Source organism: Priestia sp. YIM B13551, assembly GCF_042787905.1.
GTDB lineage: Bacteria > Bacillota > Bacilli > Bacillales > Bacillaceae_H > Priestia.
This window is the reverse complement of the sequence record NZ_JBHZOX010000002.1, coordinates 137,688-154,584: the sequence shown is the minus strand read 5'-3', so window position 1 is coordinate 154,584 and position 16,897 is coordinate 137,688. Positions and strand designations below refer to the sequence as shown.

Sequence of the window (16,897 nt, the reverse complement as noted above, 5' to 3'; positions counted from 1 at the left end):
TCGTTCATCTATATATATGGCAAGCTTGGGTTATTTAGAAGTAAAAAGAAAATTATGTAAAAAGTATTGATTCTATAACTCTGATATTCTATAGTTAATCTAACTTCGTTTTCACGACAATTTCTTGATTTTTTACGATACTGTTTAACTGTTTGTATTTTTAATATATAAAAAAGTTGTGTTCGGTAAAAAGCATACGATTGTAATAAGTCGATAAAAGCAAGCCGCTATATAAAGGGGTTGATTACGTGTAGGATTCTCTTTCTTTTCAGTCATACTAAAAAGAAAGAGGGATTGTCGTGAAAAATCGTTCCGTAATTTTTTTATGGTTTGGTCAAAGTCAAGCCAATTTAGCAGATGTATTATATATTGTTGCGTTAATCAGCATTCTTTATGCTCAAAATAGTTCTCCCGTGCTGCTTTCATGCATTCCGTTTACCATTACGACTGCTAAGTTTTTGAGCAGTTTTACTGTGCCTTTTCTTATAGATCGCTACAGGGCTAAGCGTATTCTTGTTGTGTCTCAGCTGTTAAAAACCAGTGTTTTGTCTATGTTTTTCTTGTGGCATATGTCGCTTATCAGCATGCTGTGCTGCGTGGCGCTTATTGCTTTTTTCGATGGGTGGGCAGCTCCGGTTCAAAGCTCTATGCTTCCTCATTTAGTAGATAAAGAGAAGCTGTTGAAATGGAACAGTATGTTTAATGTCACCGTTCAAACGATTCAAATTGCAGCCTATCCGCTTGGAAGCTTTCTGATCATTAGCTGGGATGCTACTGGCCTTTTATGGCTGTCATTTTCGTTATTCAGTTTGTCAATCGTATTTATGCAGTCCATTCGCATTAACGCTCATTCTTCTAAAACGAAGCAAAAACAAGGGTTAAAAGAGGGATGGAAGCTAATTTGGCATTATCCGCGCCTGCGGGTTTTATTAGTCATGGAGGTTTTAGAAGGGATGGCTGCCGGCGTTTGGGCATCAGCAATTGTCTACGTGTTTGTGAAAGAGATATTAAATAAAAATGAAGCTTGGTGGGGATATATCAACAGCAGTTTTTTTGTTGGAACGGTTCTTGGAGGTTTCGTTTTGTTGAAGATTTCAGTTGAACAAGAGAAAAGTCTTTATCATATCGTAACATTAGGCAGTCTTTTATCAGGTTTCTTTACATTATTGTTCGGAGTGATGCCTGCTCCTTTTCTTTCACTTTTACTTAGTTTTGCTATTGGTATTGCCCTTCAAATAAGCGCTACGTGTTCTTACACGCTTACACAAACGGCCGTTCCTTTAGAAAAGCTTTCTAAGGTACTTTCCGCTACGCTTAGCGTTTCATATGTGACGTTTGGGCTTTCGGTGCTGCTGCTTGGAGCTGTTGCTTCGCTAAATGTGACGGCGGCGTTTCTAACAGCAGGAGGACTGATTGTAATCAGCGGCTGTGTAGGTTTATTCTTACGAAATTATGCGCTTGCTAACTAAAAAAGGTTGCTATTTGCAACCTTTTTTAAAACATTGTATTTTCTCTCCTCAACCATAAGCCGTATAAGGTTGTTTGCTTTAAATATCCCTTGTGTAAAAGTAGGGAGCTTTTCACGAAAACGAAAGGAAAAAAAGTATGGTTATCGAATTATGTTAAGAGCGTTGAGCTAAAAGGAGTGATTAAATGGTTGTCATTCGACAGGCGGTTGAAACTGATCGAGAGCGACTGGCTACGTTAATGCAAGAATATATAGTAAAATTCTGTGAGCAGCCTGCCCCTTCCCGGAAAGCTTTAACTTTACATATTAAGCGCTTATTGAATAATCCTTCCTATGGTATCCAGTTTGTTGCTGAATTGGAAGGGAAGCTAGTAGGTTTTGCGACGGTGTACGTATCGTGGAGCACCTATTATTTTAAAGAAACAGCCATCTTAAAAGACTTGTACGTATCTCCTTTAAACAGAGGAAATAAAATTGGTGAACGTTTGTTTAAGATCTGCCTTGCCTATTCTCAAAAGTATGAGTTTGCAGGTATGACCGCTGAGTGCAGCAGTGAAAATAAAGTTGCTCAAAACCTTTATCAAAAAATGAACGGTAAAGAAAATGCAGGGGTTCAATACCGTTTTTTTAAAGAGAAGTGCAGCTTTTACTTTTAAGACTTCTACTAAATGGCAAAAATATGTTATAGTATGAAAAGTGAAATTGATGAAAATGTCGGTGGGCTATATGTTAGATGATCGTATCAATAGTAGGGGGAAGTTGGACTAGCTGTTTGAAAGGCGGCCATCCTATTTTTAGTATAGCCGCAAGGAAGGAGCAGGACCTTGAAAAAAAATCCAATCTTAAACGCGTGGAAAATAGTAACTGCAACGAGCGGTTTTTTACTTGCGCTGTTTATCTTTAAAGTCCGAAAAGGAAGATAACCATATAAAGAAAGCTCCTCGATTGAGGAGCTTTTTATGATTTAGGAATAGGAAACGTCAAGGGAGTCACTGTTGATAAAGAATCTCTGTAAGAATGATAGGTGAAATAATGACGTGTTGGACTATAAATAGTCATGTAAAGTAAATAATCATATTTCGTTTCCATATAGAAAAAAACGCCGTCTACGTGGAGTGTATAGAAAGAGTACGACATCCCGAGCAGCGTTTGCTTTTGTACGCTTGTGCTTGGGTTTTCTTTAATCCATTCATACAGTTCAAACGCACTCACTCCTGGTGATGATTGCAGCGTATGTACTTTGTCATATAACTTATCAGATACATCGGAAACCGACTGTTTTAATTGGTGAAATAAGTTGGACATTTGTTCTTTCATTGTGGTGAGCTCCTTTACGGGTAGTCAGCTATTAGCATGCTCAAAGAAATCCACGCTTATGTATAAGTTAGTGGATGGCTGATTTGAATTTGCCGCCATGCGCTTCTTGGGTATCCATAATGGTTGTAAATGCATGCGGATCTATTTCGGAAATAATGGTTTTAAGCTTGGTAATTTCTAAACGCGTCACAACTACGTATATGACTTCTTTTTCTGTACCTTCAAATCCGCCTTTACCGTAAAGCTTTGTAACGCCGCGTCCTAGACGATGTGTAATAGCATCTGACAGCTCTTCGTAGTGATTTGAAACAATAAAGGCTGCTTTTGTTTCATCAAGACCCTGAATAATCGCATCGATTGTTTTAGAAGCAATATAGTACGTAAGGATCGAGTACATGGCCTGTTCCCAACCTAGCACAAACCCTGCCCAAGCAAAAATGAAGATATTTAAAAACATCACAAATTCGCCCACAGAAAACGGGATTTTTTTTGTTAATAAAATACCTAAAATCTCAGTTCCGTCTAACGCTCCGCCGTGACGAATGACCGTTCCTACACCTGCTCCTAACAGTAGCCCGCCAAATACAGTAGCAAGAAGCGGTTCAGATGTTACAGCTGGAACATGGTGCAATTGAGATTCTACAATGGATAAAGCAACAACTGCAAACATAGATGAAAAGCAGAAGTTACGACCAATTTGTTTGTATCCACTATATAAAAAAGGGAGATTAAAGATGATGATAAGAAGACTGAACGGCAATTTCGTTAAGTAAACTAAAATTAGAGAAATACCGATAATACCGCCATCAATTACGGAATTTGGGACTAAAAATAATTCGATAGAAACGGCAGCCAAGGAAGCCCCAATTAACATCATAATGTAGCGATAAATGAGCCGACCTGCCTTTTCCTTTTTGTGCTGTTTCGTTGTCATAAAATCTTTCCTTTCAAAATACTGCCTATACGCAACTCTTACTAGTATAACTAAGTCTTGGGAACTCTATCCAATTATCTACTTTAAAAAAGACTAGCCAGAATAAACAAAATCCTGTTAAATTAAACGGTAGACATTTGCTGAAATAAAGGAGCTGTACATATGATAAACGTTTATATTCCAGCGCTTCAAACAAGCGCTGGCGAAAAAGCGGCACGCTATATTGATACATTAACCAAACCGATAGGAAGCCTTGGAAGACTCGAAGAAATAGCAGTGGAATTAGCGGCCATGACCGGGGAAGTTTTTCCGACAGTCACGCCGCCAGGAGTCCTCGTTTTTGCAGGCGATCATGGAATTGTAAAAGAAGGAGTTTCAGCTTATCCGCAAGACGTAACGGCACAAATGGCGCTGAATTTTTTGCAGGGAGGAGCAGCTATTAACGTGTTTAGTCAGCAAATAGATGCACAGTTCAAACTGATTGACATCGGCATTGCTTCTGACCTTTCCCATAAGGACCTTGTACAACGCAAAGTGAAGCTGGGGACAGCAAGTTTTTATAAAGAAGACGCGATGACGCGCAGTGAGGCAGAACTGGCTGTTCAAGTCGGATATGAAGAAGCTGAAGAGTTTATTGCCCAAGGAATTAAATGTTTGATTGTAGGAGAAATGGGCATCGGAAATACTACGTCAAGCACGGCTATTTTAGCTGTATTGACAGGAGAAAAAGTCTCTAAGCTTGCGGGAATGGGCACAGGGATTTCTGATGAACAACTGCGCCACAAAGTGAACGTGATTGAAGAAGCGCTGCAAAACAGGCACATTAACCCTCAGGATCCGATTGATATTATTAGTAAAATAGGGGGTCTTGAAATTGCCGGGATGACAGGTGCTATGCTGGCGGCAGCTGCTCACCGTATTCCTATTTTAGTAGATGGTTTTATTTGTACAGTTGCAGCCCTTCTAGCGACAGAAATCAATACACAAGCAAGAGACTATATGTTTGCTAGTCACGAATCTGTTGAACAAGGCCATGCGTGTGCAATGAAGCTTCTTGGCAAGAAACCGCTCCTCAACCTCAATCTTCGTTTAGGTGAGGGAAGTGGAGCTGCTGTTACATTTCCGCTGCTGCACTCGGCTTCACTGATGATTGCCAATATGGCTACGTTTCAATCTGCGGGAGTGTCTGAGAAAGAATAAACCTAAAAAAGACATGGAAACAAAACCATGTCTTTTTTCTTTATTTTATAAAAAAATCTTATATTTTTAACATCATAAACCAATAAATGCTAAAGCTAGCACCTGTTAAAATAAATGATCCAATAATTAACAATACCAGTGCAACGCGTCGTTTAATCGCTTGAATTTCTCTATCTTTTGGCAAACGTCCCATTGGTCTTCCTCCATTATGTAAATATTTCACGTATTTTCCTATTTTACTCCGCTTTAAAAAGAGAGAACATATGTCAAAGTTACTAAAAACCAAATTATTTTACAAAAAAATTGTATCCCCGTTACAGCAGGGCAAAGAATACGTATTTTTTTCAGTTAGAAAAGGACTGCTCTAAAGGTTTACTTACATGGCAACAACCTTTATCATATAACTGACTATACTATGATGTTATCCAAAGTTGGAAGAAATCTCAATAAATGTGAGTGTTATAATTACATGATAAGAGTCAGAAAATTTTAAAAAAGAGTGTGAGCAAACAATGAACGGTATGTTGATTATTCGGAACGGTGCTCCTTTTTATGAAGGAGCTTCCGTGCCTATTCCAAAAGATAAAGCCTGTATTATCGGACGAAGCAGTGAAGAATGGGAGCCTTATCTGGCCTTTCAAAGTGCTTACATTTCGCGCAAGCATTTTGAAGTAACGTACGAAAGCAATGCCTTTTTCATTACAGACTTATTTAGTAAACACGGGACAAAAGTAAACGGAGAAGAGTTACAGCCTGGAACCCCTCGTTTATTGAAAGAGCAGGATGTCATTACCTTAGCAAATGAAGAGGCAGCTTTAGTATTTAGAAATGATGATATGGATGCAACCCTCGATTTAGGACCTTTGCTAAAACAAATAAATAAGCCATTTTACACATTAGATCCAATTTTGCAGAAAGTAAAAATAAAAGAGGAAACGTATATTCTGTCAGATAAAGAATACGCGTGCTTAGCTTATCTTCTAGAATACAACAATCAATTTGTTTCAAAAGAAGCATTAAAAAAAAGCGTTTGGCCTGAACGAGTAGAGTCAAATGGAGAAATTCTAGTAGCAGCGGAAGAGCTGAATGCGCTGATTTACCGGGTTCGCAAAAAAATAGGAACATATTTAGAAATCGAAGTGATTCGAGGAAAAGGATATTGGCTGCACTTTAACGAAAATGGACGTGAATAGAATCACGTCCATTTTTTAATCTCGTTTTACAGCATGTACACGTATATGTTTAGCTTCTGCTAGCCAAGATCCATTTTGAAATAGTTTATCTTGCATTCGATTTTCTAAGCGCGTAATGAGGACATTTTTAGTTTCTGTCGTCACGTGAGCAAAAAGAGGGGCTGCATTTGTTTCTAGCCAATTACGCAAGCCGTTTTCTCCTTTTAACAAGAAGGGACGGCTGTAGTGAATAGCCGTGGTGACTTGAAAATTCTGTGATTCCAAAAGAGAAGAATATTCAGCTACAGAAGGAAAGTACCACGGGAAATCTACATCGTTATAAGGGATATCAAACGTTTTAAATTGACGAATGATTTCTGTGAAAATTTCGTCCATGTTTCCTTTTCCCCAAAATTCTGCTACAAATCGGCCATTTGGTTTTAAAGCATTGTAAATGTTTTTAATGACAAGGTGAGGGGGACGGATGTCGTGTAAAGTTGCATTTGAAAAAACTGCGTCAAATTGTTCGTAATAAGGAAGGTTAAGGGCATTTAACTGTTCAAAGGATAAAGTTGGGTACTGATGACGAGCCTGTTCAATCATATTTTCAGAGCAATCGATGCCCGTTGCACGGACATGAAGCTTATTGAGCTGCGAAATAAATTCGCCAGTGCCGCAGCCAATATCTAAAATATGTTCGCCAGCTTGAGGAGAAAGAAGGTTCATAGCACTTCCTCCAAATGAAGAAACAAACGGAAGATGATACACTTGAGCAATTTTTTGTTGATTAACAGTTTGACTCATGAAGTGATTCCTCCTTTGTAAAAGATGATGACTATCGTTTTATAAGAAGAAACAAGCTTTGAATAGTAGATATGAAGTTATTGATAGAATTATACCATATATCTCACTTATTATGCCGAAAACTGCAAAGAAAAAGCGCACCAAACTTCTAGCTTGGGCGCTTACAAGCACGAACTATTTTATTAACCGAACTGAACAAATAGAGGAAGATCTGTATGACCCATCTCACGTACGTAGACGTATAAATTTCCTTTATGATGAATTTCATGGTCAATGGCCATTTGTAAGAGTTGACTTCCGGGAAGCTTTCTTCCAAACGCTGCAGTGGTGTCAATTGTTTTGTTTAAATCATCTTCGCTAAGTGAACGTAATACGTCTACTGTTTTTTGCGTATATTCAGCTGCGAGGTCCGATAATGATTTACCGCTAAAATCAGCTTTTTGACCAAGTGGAGATAAATCACCGGATTTTACCACTGATGCAAATGCATAAAAAGATGTTAAAATATGCGTAGATAAGTCAAAAGCGGACATAGATGTCGGGGCAGGCTTGTATTCGTAGTGACCTGCTTCAATTTTGTTGATTAATTCATTAGTTACGTTTCGATGTGCTAAAAAGTGATGAGTAATTTGTTCAACTGTCATGATGAAAGGCTCCTTTATTATGTATTTCGCTTCTGAGTATAGCATCTGAAACTCAGAAAGCGAAGAAAAAACTTTAACAAAAAGAAAAACAGCTGCATGTGAGCAGCTGCTTTTCTTTTTGTTAGAAATTACGTTGTTTTAACTCTTCAAGTAATAACTCCATACCTTCGCGGCTTAAAGTTAATTTGCCATCTGCGATTGTTACGTTGTCAGAAGATACTTCGCCAGTAATCGCACAAGCACCGTTCGGCTCATATTTCTTTAAAATAATTCGATCTGTTTCGACAAAAATTTCAACAGGATCTTTTACATCTATTTCAAGAACACGTCTTAACTCTTTAGGAATTACGATACGACCTAAATCATCTACTTTTCTTACAATACCAGTCGATTTCATTTTTTAATCACCTTTACTTTTATATTTTATTGAGTACGCAAAATATTATTTTTGGAATTTCTAAGATGATTATATACTAGATAACCGCTAAATTTGTCGAAGTTATTAATATGTAAATGAACTGTAATATTATTGAAATATTATCTGTAAATACAAATCCTCCTACAATATGGAATATGTAGGGCTCTTTGTATGATATAGGAGATGCAGGAATTAATTACATTTGACATACATTTTTTTTTATGTTTATGCAGCAGCCTGGGGGTAGGCTACATGTAAGCGTGGAAGCAAACAAGTTGAAAAAATGAAGAAAATATGATTAAATTTAAAAAGTAACTTGCTCAAAATAATTAAATCGTAATGATTACGTATTTCAAATAAAAAATTGATAAAACGAAAGGATGACAAAGAGTTTGGCTAAAAAATCAAAAGTTGTGAAAGAACAAAAGCGTCAAGAGATGGTAGCGAGATATGCGCAATTACGCCAAGAGCTGAAGGAAAAAGGAGATTACGAAGCGTTAAAAAAATTGCCTAGAGATTCTTCACCAACCCGCTTAAATAATCGCTGCCGTGTTACCGGTCGTCCGCGAGGCTATCTTAGAAAATTTGAAATGTCACGCATCGCTTTTAGGGAATTGGCCTACAAAGGACAAATTCCAGGTGTTAAAAAAGCAAGCTGGTAGTATAAAAGCCCTCATTATGAGGGCTTTTATTATTTATTAGCTGCAAAATATCGAGCAATTCCTTGGTAAATACCTGTAGATATTTGCTGCTGATACGCGTTAGAAGAAACAATTTGCTCATCGTGAGCATTTGATAAAAAGCCTAGTTCAAGAAGTACAGCACGCTGGTTGTTTTCTCGAGTAACATAATAATCTCCAAAACGAACCCCCATATCCTTCATAGAAGGCGCGTTTTCAGCCATGCTTTCTTGAATGTATTTTGCTAATTCTTTATCTTTGGCTTCACTGTAATAAAATGATGCGATGCCGTTTGCAGAAGATGAAGTAGAAGCGTTATAGTGAATGCTGATAAATGCATCTGCATGCTTTGCTTCACTAACGTTCACTCGTCCGCTTAGTGAGATAAAAGTATCGTTTGAACGCGTCATAAATACATTTGCTCCAGAATTAGCTAGGCGGCTTGCCACAAGTTTTGCTGTTGTTAACGCTAAATTTTTCTCAATCGATGACTTGCCTGAAGTGCCAGGATCATATCCGCCGTGCCCAGCGTCTACTACAATAATTTTATCTTTTAAAGCAGCAGATGAGGAAGGCAAACTAGCTGAAGTTGTAGAACCAGCCGCAGCTGTTAACCCTTTTGACACCCATGCTGTTTGACTTGCAGAGTACTGAATTTGCACCCAGTCATTCGTTTCGCCTACTTTTTTGAATCGTTCACCTGCTTTTGCTACACGAATGATTCCCGCACTTAAGCTCGGCTGACTGCGCAAATTTGAAGCTTTTGTAATTTGAATCGACTGGGCTGGTTGTGAAGACTGTCCAGAATCAGCTTTTAAATACTGACTCGCCACCCAGCCGGTTTGACCCGATGCCGTTTTAATCTGCGACCAAGATCCGCTTACTTTTACCACCGTTACTTTTGAATTGCGCGATAAGCTCGTCACGATGGACGCGCCTGTGCTTGCAGAAGAACGAACGTTTAATGAGCTCGCGTTAACGACCGCTGACTGTGATGATGTGGACCCAGAATCTTTAGCTGGCGCAGAAGAAGCAGAGCCTGCTTGTAAATACTGACTCGCCACCCAGCCGGTTTGACCCGATGCCGTTTTAACCTGCGACCAAGATCCGCTTACTTTTACCACCGTTACTTTTGAATTGCGCGGTAAGTTTGTCACGATGGATGCGCTTGTGCTTGCAAAAGAACGAACGTTTAATGAGCTCGCATTAACGACCGCTGACTTCGATGTCGAATTTGCGGTAGACGTACTGTTTGTTTGCGTTTTATTTATGTATTGAGATGAAATCCAAGCTTCTTTACCGCTATAGGTAATTTTAGCCCATCCTTTGCTTTCATCTACTATATCAACGGTGTTTCCCTTCGTTATTTTTCCAACGATAGCACCGCTTGTACTAGGCGTTGCACGTACATTTAACGATGTAGCAGTTACTTTGGCCGATTCAGCTGCATCTGCATCAATTGAGTGCAAAAGCAATGAAGAGCTTAAAAGAACAGAAGAAACGGCTGTGTACATGACATGTTTTTTACTCATTTTTTCCTCCTTGCAAATTACAAATTTCAACATAAGGTTATTGGTATACAAAGCATATATCGGCAAATAGTCCAAAATTTTGAGTGAAATCTACTATTATCTCATAATACCGATATTATCCATCATACTATATGTCGAAATTCAATTGTATAATGAATTTGAACTATCTGCCATCCTTACCGATAAAATTTTACATTAATGTAAAATATAATTATGTTAAAGGTGGAATATAGAGATATTAAAAGCATTTAGTCCTTTGTTTATCGACATTTTGAGGACGTGTTTTATACTAGAAAAAATGTAAAATAGTATAAAGCAGCCGGATGTGAATAGGATAGAGGAGAGATAGCAGATAAAAACGTATCTATCTTTTGGAGGAGGAAACATCCACAATTATGAAACATTTAGAATAAAAATAACAAAAATATATAAAATAATAAAAAGCCTGTCTATATTGCTGTAAAGCTCGTAGCATAAACTAAAAGTAAATAGTTAGAAAATTCTTTCTTTTTATTTTGAAACATGATACAGTATAAAAAAGTGAAAGGGTGGAAACTGATATGCGAAAGATTGTTCAGTATGAAACAAAGTGGTCGCTTTTGTATCAAATGGAAAAAGAAGCGTTGCTTAATACACTAAAAGACTTTTCAGTAGACATCGAACATATTGGAAGCACGTCCGTTCCAGGATTGGCAGGTTCACCAATCGTTGATATTTTAATCGGAGTCAAACGCGAAGAAGACATAAATGAAGTGCGGGCTATATTAAAAAATAAATCTCACGTATATGTAGCGGAAAAAGAGATGTTTGTCTTATTAAAAGAAGGCGTTCCAGCTGCACACTATCCTCCAATTATGACAGCTAAAAATGCCCGTAGGCTCATTCCACATGATGCTAGAAGAAGTCATGTGTATGTAACGGTCAGTGAATCTCCTTACTGGAACGAACGAATTAATTTCAGGGAGCAGTTACGCTCGAGCGAACGTGCTAGAAAAAAATATGAAGGTATGAAATACGAGCTTTCAAAACGATTGTGGAACGATATTTCTACCTATGAGTACAAAAAAGAAGAATTCATTCAGCGCAGTCTATAAAAAACGTCATTTCAATTGAAATGACGTTTTTTAATTAATTATCTTGTAAAACAATGGTCTCAAGCTTGTCAGCAGTATTTACTGCGAGAACCGTATAGTTTTTACCGCTTTGAAGATTTGTTCCAGGAAGACTTAGTATTTCTTTTCCATCTGCTGTGGAAACAGATAGATCATACGAACCCGGATTTACTACTTGATAACCTGAAATGCTTTTAAAAGACAGATCTTTAAATAAAGGAGCAGCACCTTTAGGACCTACGTTTACCGCAGGAGCATCAGGAGATAAATGAGCAACACGTAAGCTTGCTTTTCCATCCATTCCTTGCTTATTATTCGTGAAAGCCTGTAGTTCAAGATTTTCCGCTTTATTTACAGCGGCCACTGTATACGATTTTCCACCGTCTACAACAAGGGTAGCTTCGATGATGGAATCTTTTGTTCCTTTTGTCTTCGCTTCGTATACTTCTACTTTATGAGAACCGGCTGACAAAGGCAAGGAGTTGGAGACATCTTTAAACTTTGCTCCTTCTACTAAAGCTTTGTCATCCACAAAAATGTCTACAGCCGGAGCATCCGGTGAAGCATGAACGATGCGAACTTCTGCATTTTGAGCTGTTCGCTCATCTGCAGCAGGAGGTGTTTCAGCGGCAAATACTAACATGCGGCTAAGTGCCAAGAAGGCAATCACTGCTGCCATTACGAATAGTCGTTTCATCAAGTATCACTCCTTTTTTAGTATACACAGCTTTATGTAAAGAGAAGGACTGTGCAGTTGTTAGCGTACACTAAATAAAATCAACTATTCGTTTGTTTGTTAACTTTTGATATGTTTACTGAGATTTCTGACGAAAAAATCGAAGAATAGCCAAAATATTGTACAGAGCTGTTAAGAGCCATGTTAATAAAAAGCCTAGGCCAAGCCCAATATTGGCATCTATATACGTATGCGTGAAGTCGTCATATACGACGTAGGAAAGAGGAGCAATCGACAGTAAAAATAGAAGAAAAAACAAAAGCTTTTTCCATCTGTTTAAAGTGAAGGTTAAATAAAAGAAAAGGAAAGCAGCGAACAATAGAAGACCGTCTCGAATAGCCCAAGACAAAACGCCGATATGTGGATTAGCGAAAAGAAAAGTCGGGACAATCGAAAGGAGGAAAAGGAGAGAAAGTAAAGTTACGTGAAGTGTGTGCTTTTTTGTAAAAGCCGGCACCAATAAAAACGCTGCGGTTGCACTTAAAAGAAAATTACAAATTAAAATAAACTCCATATCAACACCTCATTTATTGAGTATTACTTTTAGTCTATTCAGCACGCTGTTAAAGTAGATAAAAAAGCTGCGATGTTCATCGCAGCTTTTGGTTATTCGAATTTAAATCCTTGTTTTTCAAGCATCGCTCGAACTTCTGGATAATAAATGGTTTTGTAAATAGCTGATACAGTTTGTGACCAGTTGCGGTCATCAGCACCGTTTGTTCTCTTTTTCATATACTCTGCCATTTCAGCATCATAGTCTTGAATCAATGACTTCAAGTCGTGATTATAGCTTTCACGATGGTGCACAGCAGCTTGTGGCAATCGAGGCTTTTTCGCAGAATGATCTGACGGATGTCCAACCACAAGACCGCTTACTGGGAATACGTATTCCGGTAAATTGAGCAGTTCAATGACTTCTAGCGGCTTTCTGCGAATTCCTCCGATTGGGACTGTACCTAAACCGAGTGATTCTGCTGCAACTGTTGCGGCTTCTAAAGAAATTCCAGCATCAGTTGCCCCGACTAAAATTGATTCAAGCCCATCGGTTACGCCAAGAGGGGCATCGTTAAGCTCAGCTGCAATCTTAGCACGATTAAAATCTGCACAAAAGATTAAAAATAGAGGAGCTTGATCAATCCACGCTTGGTTGCCGGCAAGCTCTGAAAGTTTTTTCTTCTTTTCTTTATCTTGGACGCTAATAATAGTTACTTGCTGTCCATTAATAGAAGAAGCGGCTGACTGAGCAGATTGAATAATCGTATCTAAATGTTCGTCACTTACTGCTTCGTCTGTATACTGACGGATAGAACGATGATCTTGAATTGTACGAATTGCTTCATTCATGATGCGTCATCCTTTCAAAGAAGTTATGATTAACCTTGTAATGTTTTTACATCTAAAGGTGCTACAAGTACGCCAGTTTGAGCAAATGCTACAAAACTTTGGAAGTGAGCTGATTTATTGTGTGCTTGAATTGCTTCTTCGCTTTTCCACTCTTCAATCATCATAAATGTGTTAGATGTAAAAGCATCTTCAAATAGTTGATAGTTGCTGTTTCCTTCTTCTTGTAAAGAATGCTTAATTAGTTCTTGTACGTTTTCTAAAAATTCTTCTCTTTTTGCTGGGTTAACTTTCATTGAAGCTTGTAAATGAATCATGGGTGATTCCTCCTTTAATAATGATGGTGCTTTATATTATTTGTTTTGTTTTTAATCTTTCATTCAATTTACGATTAAAATGAAGATAAGTTCGAATATCATCGAACAATGAAACTATAACACCGATTAAATAACAGTGCAAGGAATTTAGTTCGAAAGTTATCGAACATTGATACACAAAAGAAGCTGTGTTATATTTTAAGCATGAGAAAACCTTATCAACCACCGAAATCTGAAATTAAATTAACGCCTATTTTACATGCGTTGAGTGATCCTAACCGGCTGCGAATTGTACAGTGTTTAGCGACAAGAAAGGAGCAGACCTGTTCGTATTATCAAAAATTAAATGTATCAAAATCAACGCTATCACATCATATTAAAGTACTTCGCGAAGCTGGAATTATCAAACTACGTATAGAAGGTACGCAGCACTATTATTCCTTGCGTTTAGAAGAACTTGAGGAATTGTTTCCAAATCTTCTTCCTTCCATTATAAATATAGATGAGCAATTATTTTAAAAGCTGAACGATGTTTTGTTCAGCTTTTAAAATAAATGTGTCCATGCAGGCTGCACCCGGGATTAAAAGAAGAACGACAGTGAGGGCAAGTCGAGTTACAGGTTAAGTATTCATTAATTGATAGCTCGTGTTTACATACTCCGCAAAGAATAGCTTTTTTATTAAACATAGCTTTTGGCCACCTTTTAATATCATGATCAGCATGTCCGTTATGACATTGATAGCATGGATAATATGTATTACAGCAATAAAATTTTATTGCGATAATATCTTTAGCTGTATGATAGTGCGTACAGCGCGTTTCGGAATCCACCGTATCACCTTTTACTGCAGGTACAGATTTGTTCATTATCATCACTCCCTATGAAAAGTATAGCATGCTTTTATACGCCTTATCATACATATGTAAAAAGAAAAATGCTATAATAAAACCATCGTTTTACATGTCAGATTGCATGCTAAAAAGATCAGATAAAAATTGATGTCAAAACAGATCGATTAAGTGAAGTAAAGAGAGGAAGAAAAAATGAGTAAGCAAGTTATCGTTTTTACCGGAGGCGGAACAGCTGGACACGTAACACCAAACATTGCCATTATGAAAGAATTAGACAGTGAAAAATGGGATATCCATTATGTCGGTTCTCACAATGGTATTGAGAAAGAATTAATTACAAAATTAAACGTTCCATATCATGCGATTTCAAGCGGGAAGCTGCGTCGATACGTAGATATGGAAAATGTAAAAGATGTATTTCGAGTAGCAAAAGGAGTTGGCGATGCACGTCGCGTGCTGAAAAAGTTAAAGCCTTCTCTTGTGTTTTCAAAAGGCGGTTTTGTCACAGTTCCTGTTGTAATGGCTGCTAAATCGCTAAACATTCCCGTGTTCATTCATGAAAGTGATTTAACACCGGGACTGGCAAATAAAATTGCGCAGAAATTTGCCACTAAAATTTTCACTTCTTTTGATGAAGCGGCAAACTATTTTCCAAAAGAAAAAGTGCAGGTTGTTGGTTCACCTATTCGAAAAGAATTATTTAGCGGAAGCGCAGCGAACGGGGAAAGCTGGCTTCGCTTTTATGATAAGCGCCCAATTTTAACCATTATGGGCGGAAGTTTAGGAGCACGTCGCATCAATGAAATTGTTCGAGAGTCCTTGCCTGAACTGCAAAAGAAATTTCAAATTGTACACCTGTGCGGAAAAGGCAATGTTGATACAAGCCTTGAAAAAGAGTCGGGCTACCGTCAGTTAGAATATGTAAATGAACAGCTTCCAGATGTTCTAGCGGCCACTGATTATGTGATTACACGCGGCGGATCAAATGCTATCTTTGAGTTTTTAGCCCTTCATAAACCGATGATGATTATTCCTTTGTCAAAAGCACAAAGCCGCGGAGATCAAATTTTAAATGCACAGTCCTTTAAGAAAAAAGGCTACTGTATGGTCGTGGAAGAAGAACAGTTAACAAAAGAAGTGTTTTTGCGTGAAGTGAATGAGCTTCAGCAGCAGGCAAGTACGATGAAGCGTACAATGCGTGAAGCAACAAAAACGGATGCCATTTCAATTCTTGTAAATGAAATTGAGAAAATGAGCTAAAAAAAAGGCTGGGACAAACGTACTTTAGCCGAAGTGAAAAACGAACCATTGATCAAGGTGTTTGATTAGTGGTTCGTTTTTTTTGTTAAAGTGAACGTAGGTTTCACCTGTTCAGATCCTTCTAGCAGTTGATTGGAGGGCAAGAAGAAGACTCCTGCGGGAAAAGCGACGAGGAGGCTCAGCGGCCGCCCGCGGAAAGCGAAGTCTTGCACAGAAATCAACTGCGGTGTCACAAGCGGTTCAGCTCATGTATCCCATTTGTTCATCTTTAGATGGGCTACATTCAGTCACAACCTTTTTTTCTTCGAATCTATTATTTTAAAATAATGAATATACATAGAAAAATAAAGCTTTTAAAATTTCAAAAAATGTTGTTGACAGTAAATTTTAACAGGAGTAAGATTACTCTCATGAAACGTTCCACTGTGAAACGCTGAGTCTTTTCTGAAAGAGAAGGAAAGAGCGGAGGACCCAATTATCAGGGGTGAATCTCTTAATTGAGTAGGGTTACTTTCTTGACCCGAACCCGTCAGCTAACTTCGTAAGCGTTAAGAGAGAGGATGGTGTAATCGTGGTCGTTTTCTATAACAGCGGATAGCGCGTTCCTTTCAAAATATAGGCGAAAGGAGCGTCAAGATGCATTTATCTAAGCAAATGATTCAATTGATTGAATACCGAGCAATGTGCGACCAGCAATCTTTTGATCTAGCAAACCGCTATTTGTCTACGTTAGCTAATCAAAGTTTTAAACGCAGCAGTAAAAACCATAATTAAGTCTAAAAATTAAATAACAAATATACGCTTAATCAATTATGAGCGGGGGACCCAATATTTTGTACGTATGTACTAGGGGTGAATCTCTTAACTGAGTAGGGTTACTTCCATAACCCGAATCCGACAGCTAACTCCGTAAGCGTTTTGGGAGTAAAAAAATTCGTGTTGATCACGGCTTATTTGTCGTGCATTAAACCGCGGAAGAGAACTCTCTTCTGCGGTTTTTTTAATGGGGAAAATAGGAGAGCAGGTTATGTCTGCACCGTAAAGAGGATATAGTAGGGCTTTTAAAACGAGAGCAACAATACGTGAGGATTAAACAATCAAAGATAACC

General features: G+C 38.0%; 22 protein-coding genes and 2 riboswitches. Of the genes, 10 read left to right on the top strand and 12 right to left on the bottom strand.

The features are described 5' to 3' along the window. The first annotated feature begins 299 nt into the window (after positions 1–299). Positions 300–1,469 (top strand): MFS transporter, encoded by a 1,170-nt coding sequence (locus ACFX4N_RS09830; protein ID WP_377261312.1) that lies wholly within the window; start codon positions 300–302, stop codon positions 1,467–1,469. A 184-nt stretch (positions 1,470–1,653) separates the two neighbouring features. After that, complete coding sequence (locus ACFX4N_RS09825) at positions 1,654–2,124, top strand: GNAT family N-acetyltransferase (RefSeq protein WP_192100300.1); 471 nt, start codon at positions 1,654–1,656, stop codon at positions 2,122–2,124. 301 nt (positions 2,125–2,425) lie between these two features. Here the strand turns inward: ACFX4N_RS09825 and ACFX4N_RS09820 are convergent, their stop codons facing one another. Both ACFX4N_RS09820 and ACFX4N_RS09815 read right to left on the bottom strand, forming a co-directional pair. After that, positions 2,426–2,785, bottom strand: coding sequence for a hypothetical protein (locus ACFX4N_RS09820; protein WP_192100301.1), 360 nt, complete (start codon positions 2,783–2,785; stop codon positions 2,426–2,428). Positions 2,786–2,852: 67 nt separating this feature from the next. Beyond that, positions 2,853–3,719: a YitT family protein gene (locus ACFX4N_RS09815; protein WP_013057742.1), complete on the bottom strand. Its 867-nt coding sequence runs from the start codon at positions 3,717–3,719 to the stop codon at positions 2,853–2,855. Between the two features lie 162 nt (positions 3,720–3,881). On the opposite strand from ACFX4N_RS09815, the gene cobT reads away from it, so the two are divergent. Next, on the top strand, positions 3,882–4,919 hold the full coding sequence (cobT, locus tag ACFX4N_RS09810) for a nicotinate-nucleotide--dimethylbenzimidazole phosphoribosyltransferase (protein ID WP_029322696.1): 1,038 nt from the start codon (positions 3,882–3,884) through the stop codon (positions 4,917–4,919). 58 nt (positions 4,920–4,977) lie between these two features. Here the strand turns inward: cobT and ACFX4N_RS09805 are convergent, their stop codons facing one another. Then, positions 4,978–5,112 carry a hypothetical protein gene (locus ACFX4N_RS09805; protein WP_013057740.1) on the bottom strand — a complete coding sequence of 45 codons (135 nt, stop codon included), beginning with the start codon at positions 5,110–5,112 and terminating at the stop codon, positions 4,978–4,980. Between the two features lie 319 nt (positions 5,113–5,431). Between ACFX4N_RS09805 and ACFX4N_RS09800 the strand changes: the two genes are divergently transcribed. Further along, complete coding sequence (locus ACFX4N_RS09800) at positions 5,432–6,112, top strand: FHA domain-containing protein (RefSeq protein ID WP_013057739.1); 681 nt, start codon at positions 5,432–5,434, stop codon at positions 6,110–6,112. A gap of 15 nt (positions 6,113–6,127) precedes the next feature. On the opposite strand, the gene ACFX4N_RS09795 is transcribed toward ACFX4N_RS09800, so the two are convergent. The 3 genes from ACFX4N_RS09795 to ACFX4N_RS09785 all read right to left on the bottom strand — a co-directional run bounded on the left by ACFX4N_RS09795 (position 6,128) and on the right by ACFX4N_RS09785 (position 7,936). Then, positions 6,128–6,895: a class I SAM-dependent methyltransferase gene (locus ACFX4N_RS09795; RefSeq protein ID WP_013057738.1), complete on the bottom strand. Its 768-nt coding sequence runs from the start codon at positions 6,893–6,895 to the stop codon at positions 6,128–6,130. A 182-nt stretch (positions 6,896–7,077) separates the two neighbouring features. Continuing rightward, the gene (locus ACFX4N_RS09790) at positions 7,078–7,539 is read right to left on the bottom strand and encodes a DinB family protein (protein WP_053487444.1); all 462 of its coding nucleotides are present in this window, start codon (positions 7,537–7,539) and stop codon (positions 7,078–7,080) included. 121 nt (positions 7,540–7,660) lie between these two features. After that, on the bottom strand, positions 7,661–7,936 hold the full coding sequence (locus tag ACFX4N_RS09785; RefSeq protein ID WP_013057736.1) for an AbrB/MazE/SpoVT family DNA-binding domain-containing protein: 276 nt from the start codon (positions 7,934–7,936) through the stop codon (positions 7,661–7,663). Positions 7,937–8,349: 413 nt separating this feature from the next. On the opposite strand from ACFX4N_RS09785, the gene rpsN reads away from it, so the two are divergent. After that, positions 8,350–8,619, top strand: coding sequence for a 30S ribosomal protein S14 (gene rpsN / locus ACFX4N_RS09780; RefSeq protein WP_013057735.1), 270 nt, complete (start codon positions 8,350–8,352; stop codon positions 8,617–8,619). Between the two features lie 29 nt (positions 8,620–8,648). Here rpsN and ACFX4N_RS09775 read toward each other — a convergent pair whose 3' ends face one another. Continuing rightward, positions 8,649–10,169, bottom strand: coding sequence for an N-acetylmuramoyl-L-alanine amidase family protein (locus ACFX4N_RS09775; RefSeq protein ID WP_057273491.1), 1,521 nt, complete (start codon positions 10,167–10,169; stop codon positions 8,649–8,651). Positions 10,170–10,729: 560 nt separating this feature from the next. Between ACFX4N_RS09775 and ACFX4N_RS09770 the strand changes: the two genes are divergently transcribed. Beyond that, the gene (locus ACFX4N_RS09770) at positions 10,730–11,263 is read left to right on the top strand and encodes a GrpB family protein (RefSeq protein WP_013057733.1); all 534 of its coding nucleotides are present in this window, start codon (positions 10,730–10,732) and stop codon (positions 11,261–11,263) included. A gap of 34 nt (positions 11,264–11,297) precedes the next feature. Here the strand turns inward: ACFX4N_RS09770 and ACFX4N_RS09765 are convergent, their stop codons facing one another. From ACFX4N_RS09765 to ACFX4N_RS09750, 4 genes are all read right to left on the bottom strand, one after another. Continuing rightward, positions 11,298–11,978 (bottom strand): DUF4397 domain-containing protein, encoded by a 681-nt coding sequence (locus ACFX4N_RS09765; RefSeq protein ID WP_057235282.1) that lies wholly within the window; start codon positions 11,976–11,978, stop codon positions 11,298–11,300. Positions 11,979–12,093: 115 nt separating this feature from the next. Next, on the bottom strand, positions 12,094–12,531 hold the full coding sequence (locus ACFX4N_RS09760) for a hypothetical protein (protein WP_057273490.1): 438 nt from the start codon (positions 12,529–12,531) through the stop codon (positions 12,094–12,096). A gap of 92 nt (positions 12,532–12,623) precedes the next feature. Beyond that, a complete protein-coding gene (nfsA, locus tag ACFX4N_RS09755; protein WP_057273489.1) occupies positions 12,624–13,361 on the bottom strand; it encodes an oxygen-insensitive NADPH nitroreductase in 738 nt (245 codons plus the stop codon). Between the two features lie 29 nt (positions 13,362–13,390). Next, positions 13,391–13,675 carry a putative quinol monooxygenase gene (locus ACFX4N_RS09750; RefSeq protein ID WP_057273488.1) on the bottom strand — a complete coding sequence of 95 codons (285 nt, stop codon included), beginning with the start codon at positions 13,673–13,675 and terminating at the stop codon, positions 13,391–13,393. A 204-nt stretch (positions 13,676–13,879) separates the two neighbouring features. On the opposite strand from ACFX4N_RS09750, the gene ACFX4N_RS09745 reads away from it, so the two are divergent. Next, positions 13,880–14,194: an ArsR/SmtB family transcription factor gene (locus ACFX4N_RS09745; protein ID WP_057273487.1), complete on the top strand. Its 315-nt coding sequence runs from the start codon at positions 13,880–13,882 to the stop codon at positions 14,192–14,194. 19 nt (positions 14,195–14,213) lie between these two features. On the opposite strand, the gene ACFX4N_RS09740 is transcribed toward ACFX4N_RS09745, so the two are convergent. Further along, positions 14,214–14,543, bottom strand: coding sequence for a CHY zinc finger protein (locus ACFX4N_RS09740; RefSeq protein ID WP_057273486.1), 330 nt, complete (start codon positions 14,541–14,543; stop codon positions 14,214–14,216). A 177-nt stretch (positions 14,544–14,720) separates the two neighbouring features. Between ACFX4N_RS09740 and ACFX4N_RS09735 the strand changes: the two genes are divergently transcribed. The 3 genes from ACFX4N_RS09735 to ACFX4N_RS09725 all read left to right on the top strand — a co-directional run bounded on the left by ACFX4N_RS09735 (position 14,721) and on the right by ACFX4N_RS09725 (position 16,562). Next, a complete protein-coding gene (locus tag ACFX4N_RS09735; protein ID WP_013057726.1) occupies positions 14,721–15,788 on the top strand; it encodes an undecaprenyldiphospho-muramoylpentapeptide beta-N-acetylglucosaminyltransferase in 1,068 nt (355 codons plus the stop codon). Between the two features lie 128 nt (positions 15,789–15,916). Next, positions 15,917–16,060, top strand: coding sequence for a hypothetical protein (locus tag ACFX4N_RS09730; protein ID WP_257129523.1), 144 nt, complete (start codon positions 15,917–15,919; stop codon positions 16,058–16,060). A 149-nt stretch (positions 16,061–16,209) separates the two neighbouring features. After that, a riboswitch (cyclic di-AMP (ydaO/yuaA leader) is annotated at positions 16,210–16,352 on the top strand. Between the two features lie 72 nt (positions 16,353–16,424). Further along, positions 16,425–16,562 (top strand): hypothetical protein, encoded by a 138-nt coding sequence (locus ACFX4N_RS09725; RefSeq protein ID WP_155660383.1) that lies wholly within the window; start codon positions 16,425–16,427, stop codon positions 16,560–16,562. A gap of 15 nt (positions 16,563–16,577) precedes the next feature. Beyond that, positions 16,578–16,718: riboswitch (cyclic di-AMP (ydaO/yuaA leader) on the top strand. The last annotated feature ends 179 nt before the right edge of the window (positions 16,719–16,897 follow it).

Coding starts and splice junctions, on each gene's coding strand:
- ACFX4N_RS09790 (WP_053487444.1), bottom strand. CDS start 7,539: ATGACAGTTGAACAAATTACTCATCACTTTTTAGCACATCGAAACGTA.
- ACFX4N_RS09740 (WP_057273486.1), bottom strand. CDS start 14,543: ATGAACAAATCTGTACCTGCAGTAAAAGGTGATACGGTGGATTCCGAA.
- ACFX4N_RS09735 (WP_013057726.1), top strand. CDS start 14,721: ATGAGTAAGCAAGTTATCGTTTTTACCGGAGGCGGAACAGCTGGACAC.
- ACFX4N_RS09750 (WP_057273488.1), bottom strand. CDS start 13,675: ATGATTCATTTACAAGCTTCAATGAAAGTTAACCCAGCAAAAAGAGAA.
- ACFX4N_RS09805 (WP_013057740.1), bottom strand. CDS start 5,112: ATGGGACGTTTGCCAAAAGATAGAGAAATTCAAGCGATTAAACGACGC.
- ACFX4N_RS09765 (WP_057235282.1), bottom strand. CDS start 11,978: ATGAAACGACTATTCGTAATGGCAGCAGTGATTGCCTTCTTGGCACTT.
- ACFX4N_RS09820 (WP_192100301.1), bottom strand. CDS start 2,785: ATGAAAGAACAAATGTCCAACTTATTTCACCAATTAAAACAGTCGGTT.
- ACFX4N_RS09770 (WP_013057733.1), top strand. CDS start 10,730: ATGCGAAAGATTGTTCAGTATGAAACAAAGTGGTCGCTTTTGTATCAA.
- ACFX4N_RS09775 (WP_057273491.1), bottom strand. CDS start 10,169: ATGAGTAAAAAACATGTCATGTACACAGCCGTTTCTTCTGTTCTTTTA.
- nfsA (WP_057273489.1), bottom strand. CDS start 13,361: ATGAATGAAGCAATTCGTACAATTCAAGATCATCGTTCTATCCGTCAG.
- cobT (WP_029322696.1), top strand. CDS start 3,882: ATGATAAACGTTTATATTCCAGCGCTTCAAACAAGCGCTGGCGAAAAA.
- ACFX4N_RS09725 (WP_155660383.1), top strand. CDS start 16,425: ATGCATTTATCTAAGCAAATGATTCAATTGATTGAATACCGAGCAATG.
- ACFX4N_RS09785 (WP_013057736.1), bottom strand. CDS start 7,936: ATGAAATCGACTGGTATTGTAAGAAAAGTAGATGATTTAGGTCGTATC.
- ACFX4N_RS09745 (WP_057273487.1), top strand. CDS start 13,880: ATGAGAAAACCTTATCAACCACCGAAATCTGAAATTAAATTAACGCCT.
- ACFX4N_RS09760 (WP_057273490.1), bottom strand. CDS start 12,531: ATGGAGTTTATTTTAATTTGTAATTTTCTTTTAAGTGCAACCGCAGCG.
- ACFX4N_RS09815 (WP_013057742.1), bottom strand. CDS start 3,719: ATGACAACGAAACAGCACAAAAAGGAAAAGGCAGGTCGGCTCATTTAT.
- ACFX4N_RS09800 (WP_013057739.1), top strand. CDS start 5,432: ATGAACGGTATGTTGATTATTCGGAACGGTGCTCCTTTTTATGAAGGA.
- ACFX4N_RS09825 (WP_192100300.1), top strand. CDS start 1,654: ATGGTTGTCATTCGACAGGCGGTTGAAACTGATCGAGAGCGACTGGCT.
- ACFX4N_RS09795 (WP_013057738.1), bottom strand. CDS start 6,895: ATGAGTCAAACTGTTAATCAACAAAAAATTGCTCAAGTGTATCATCTT.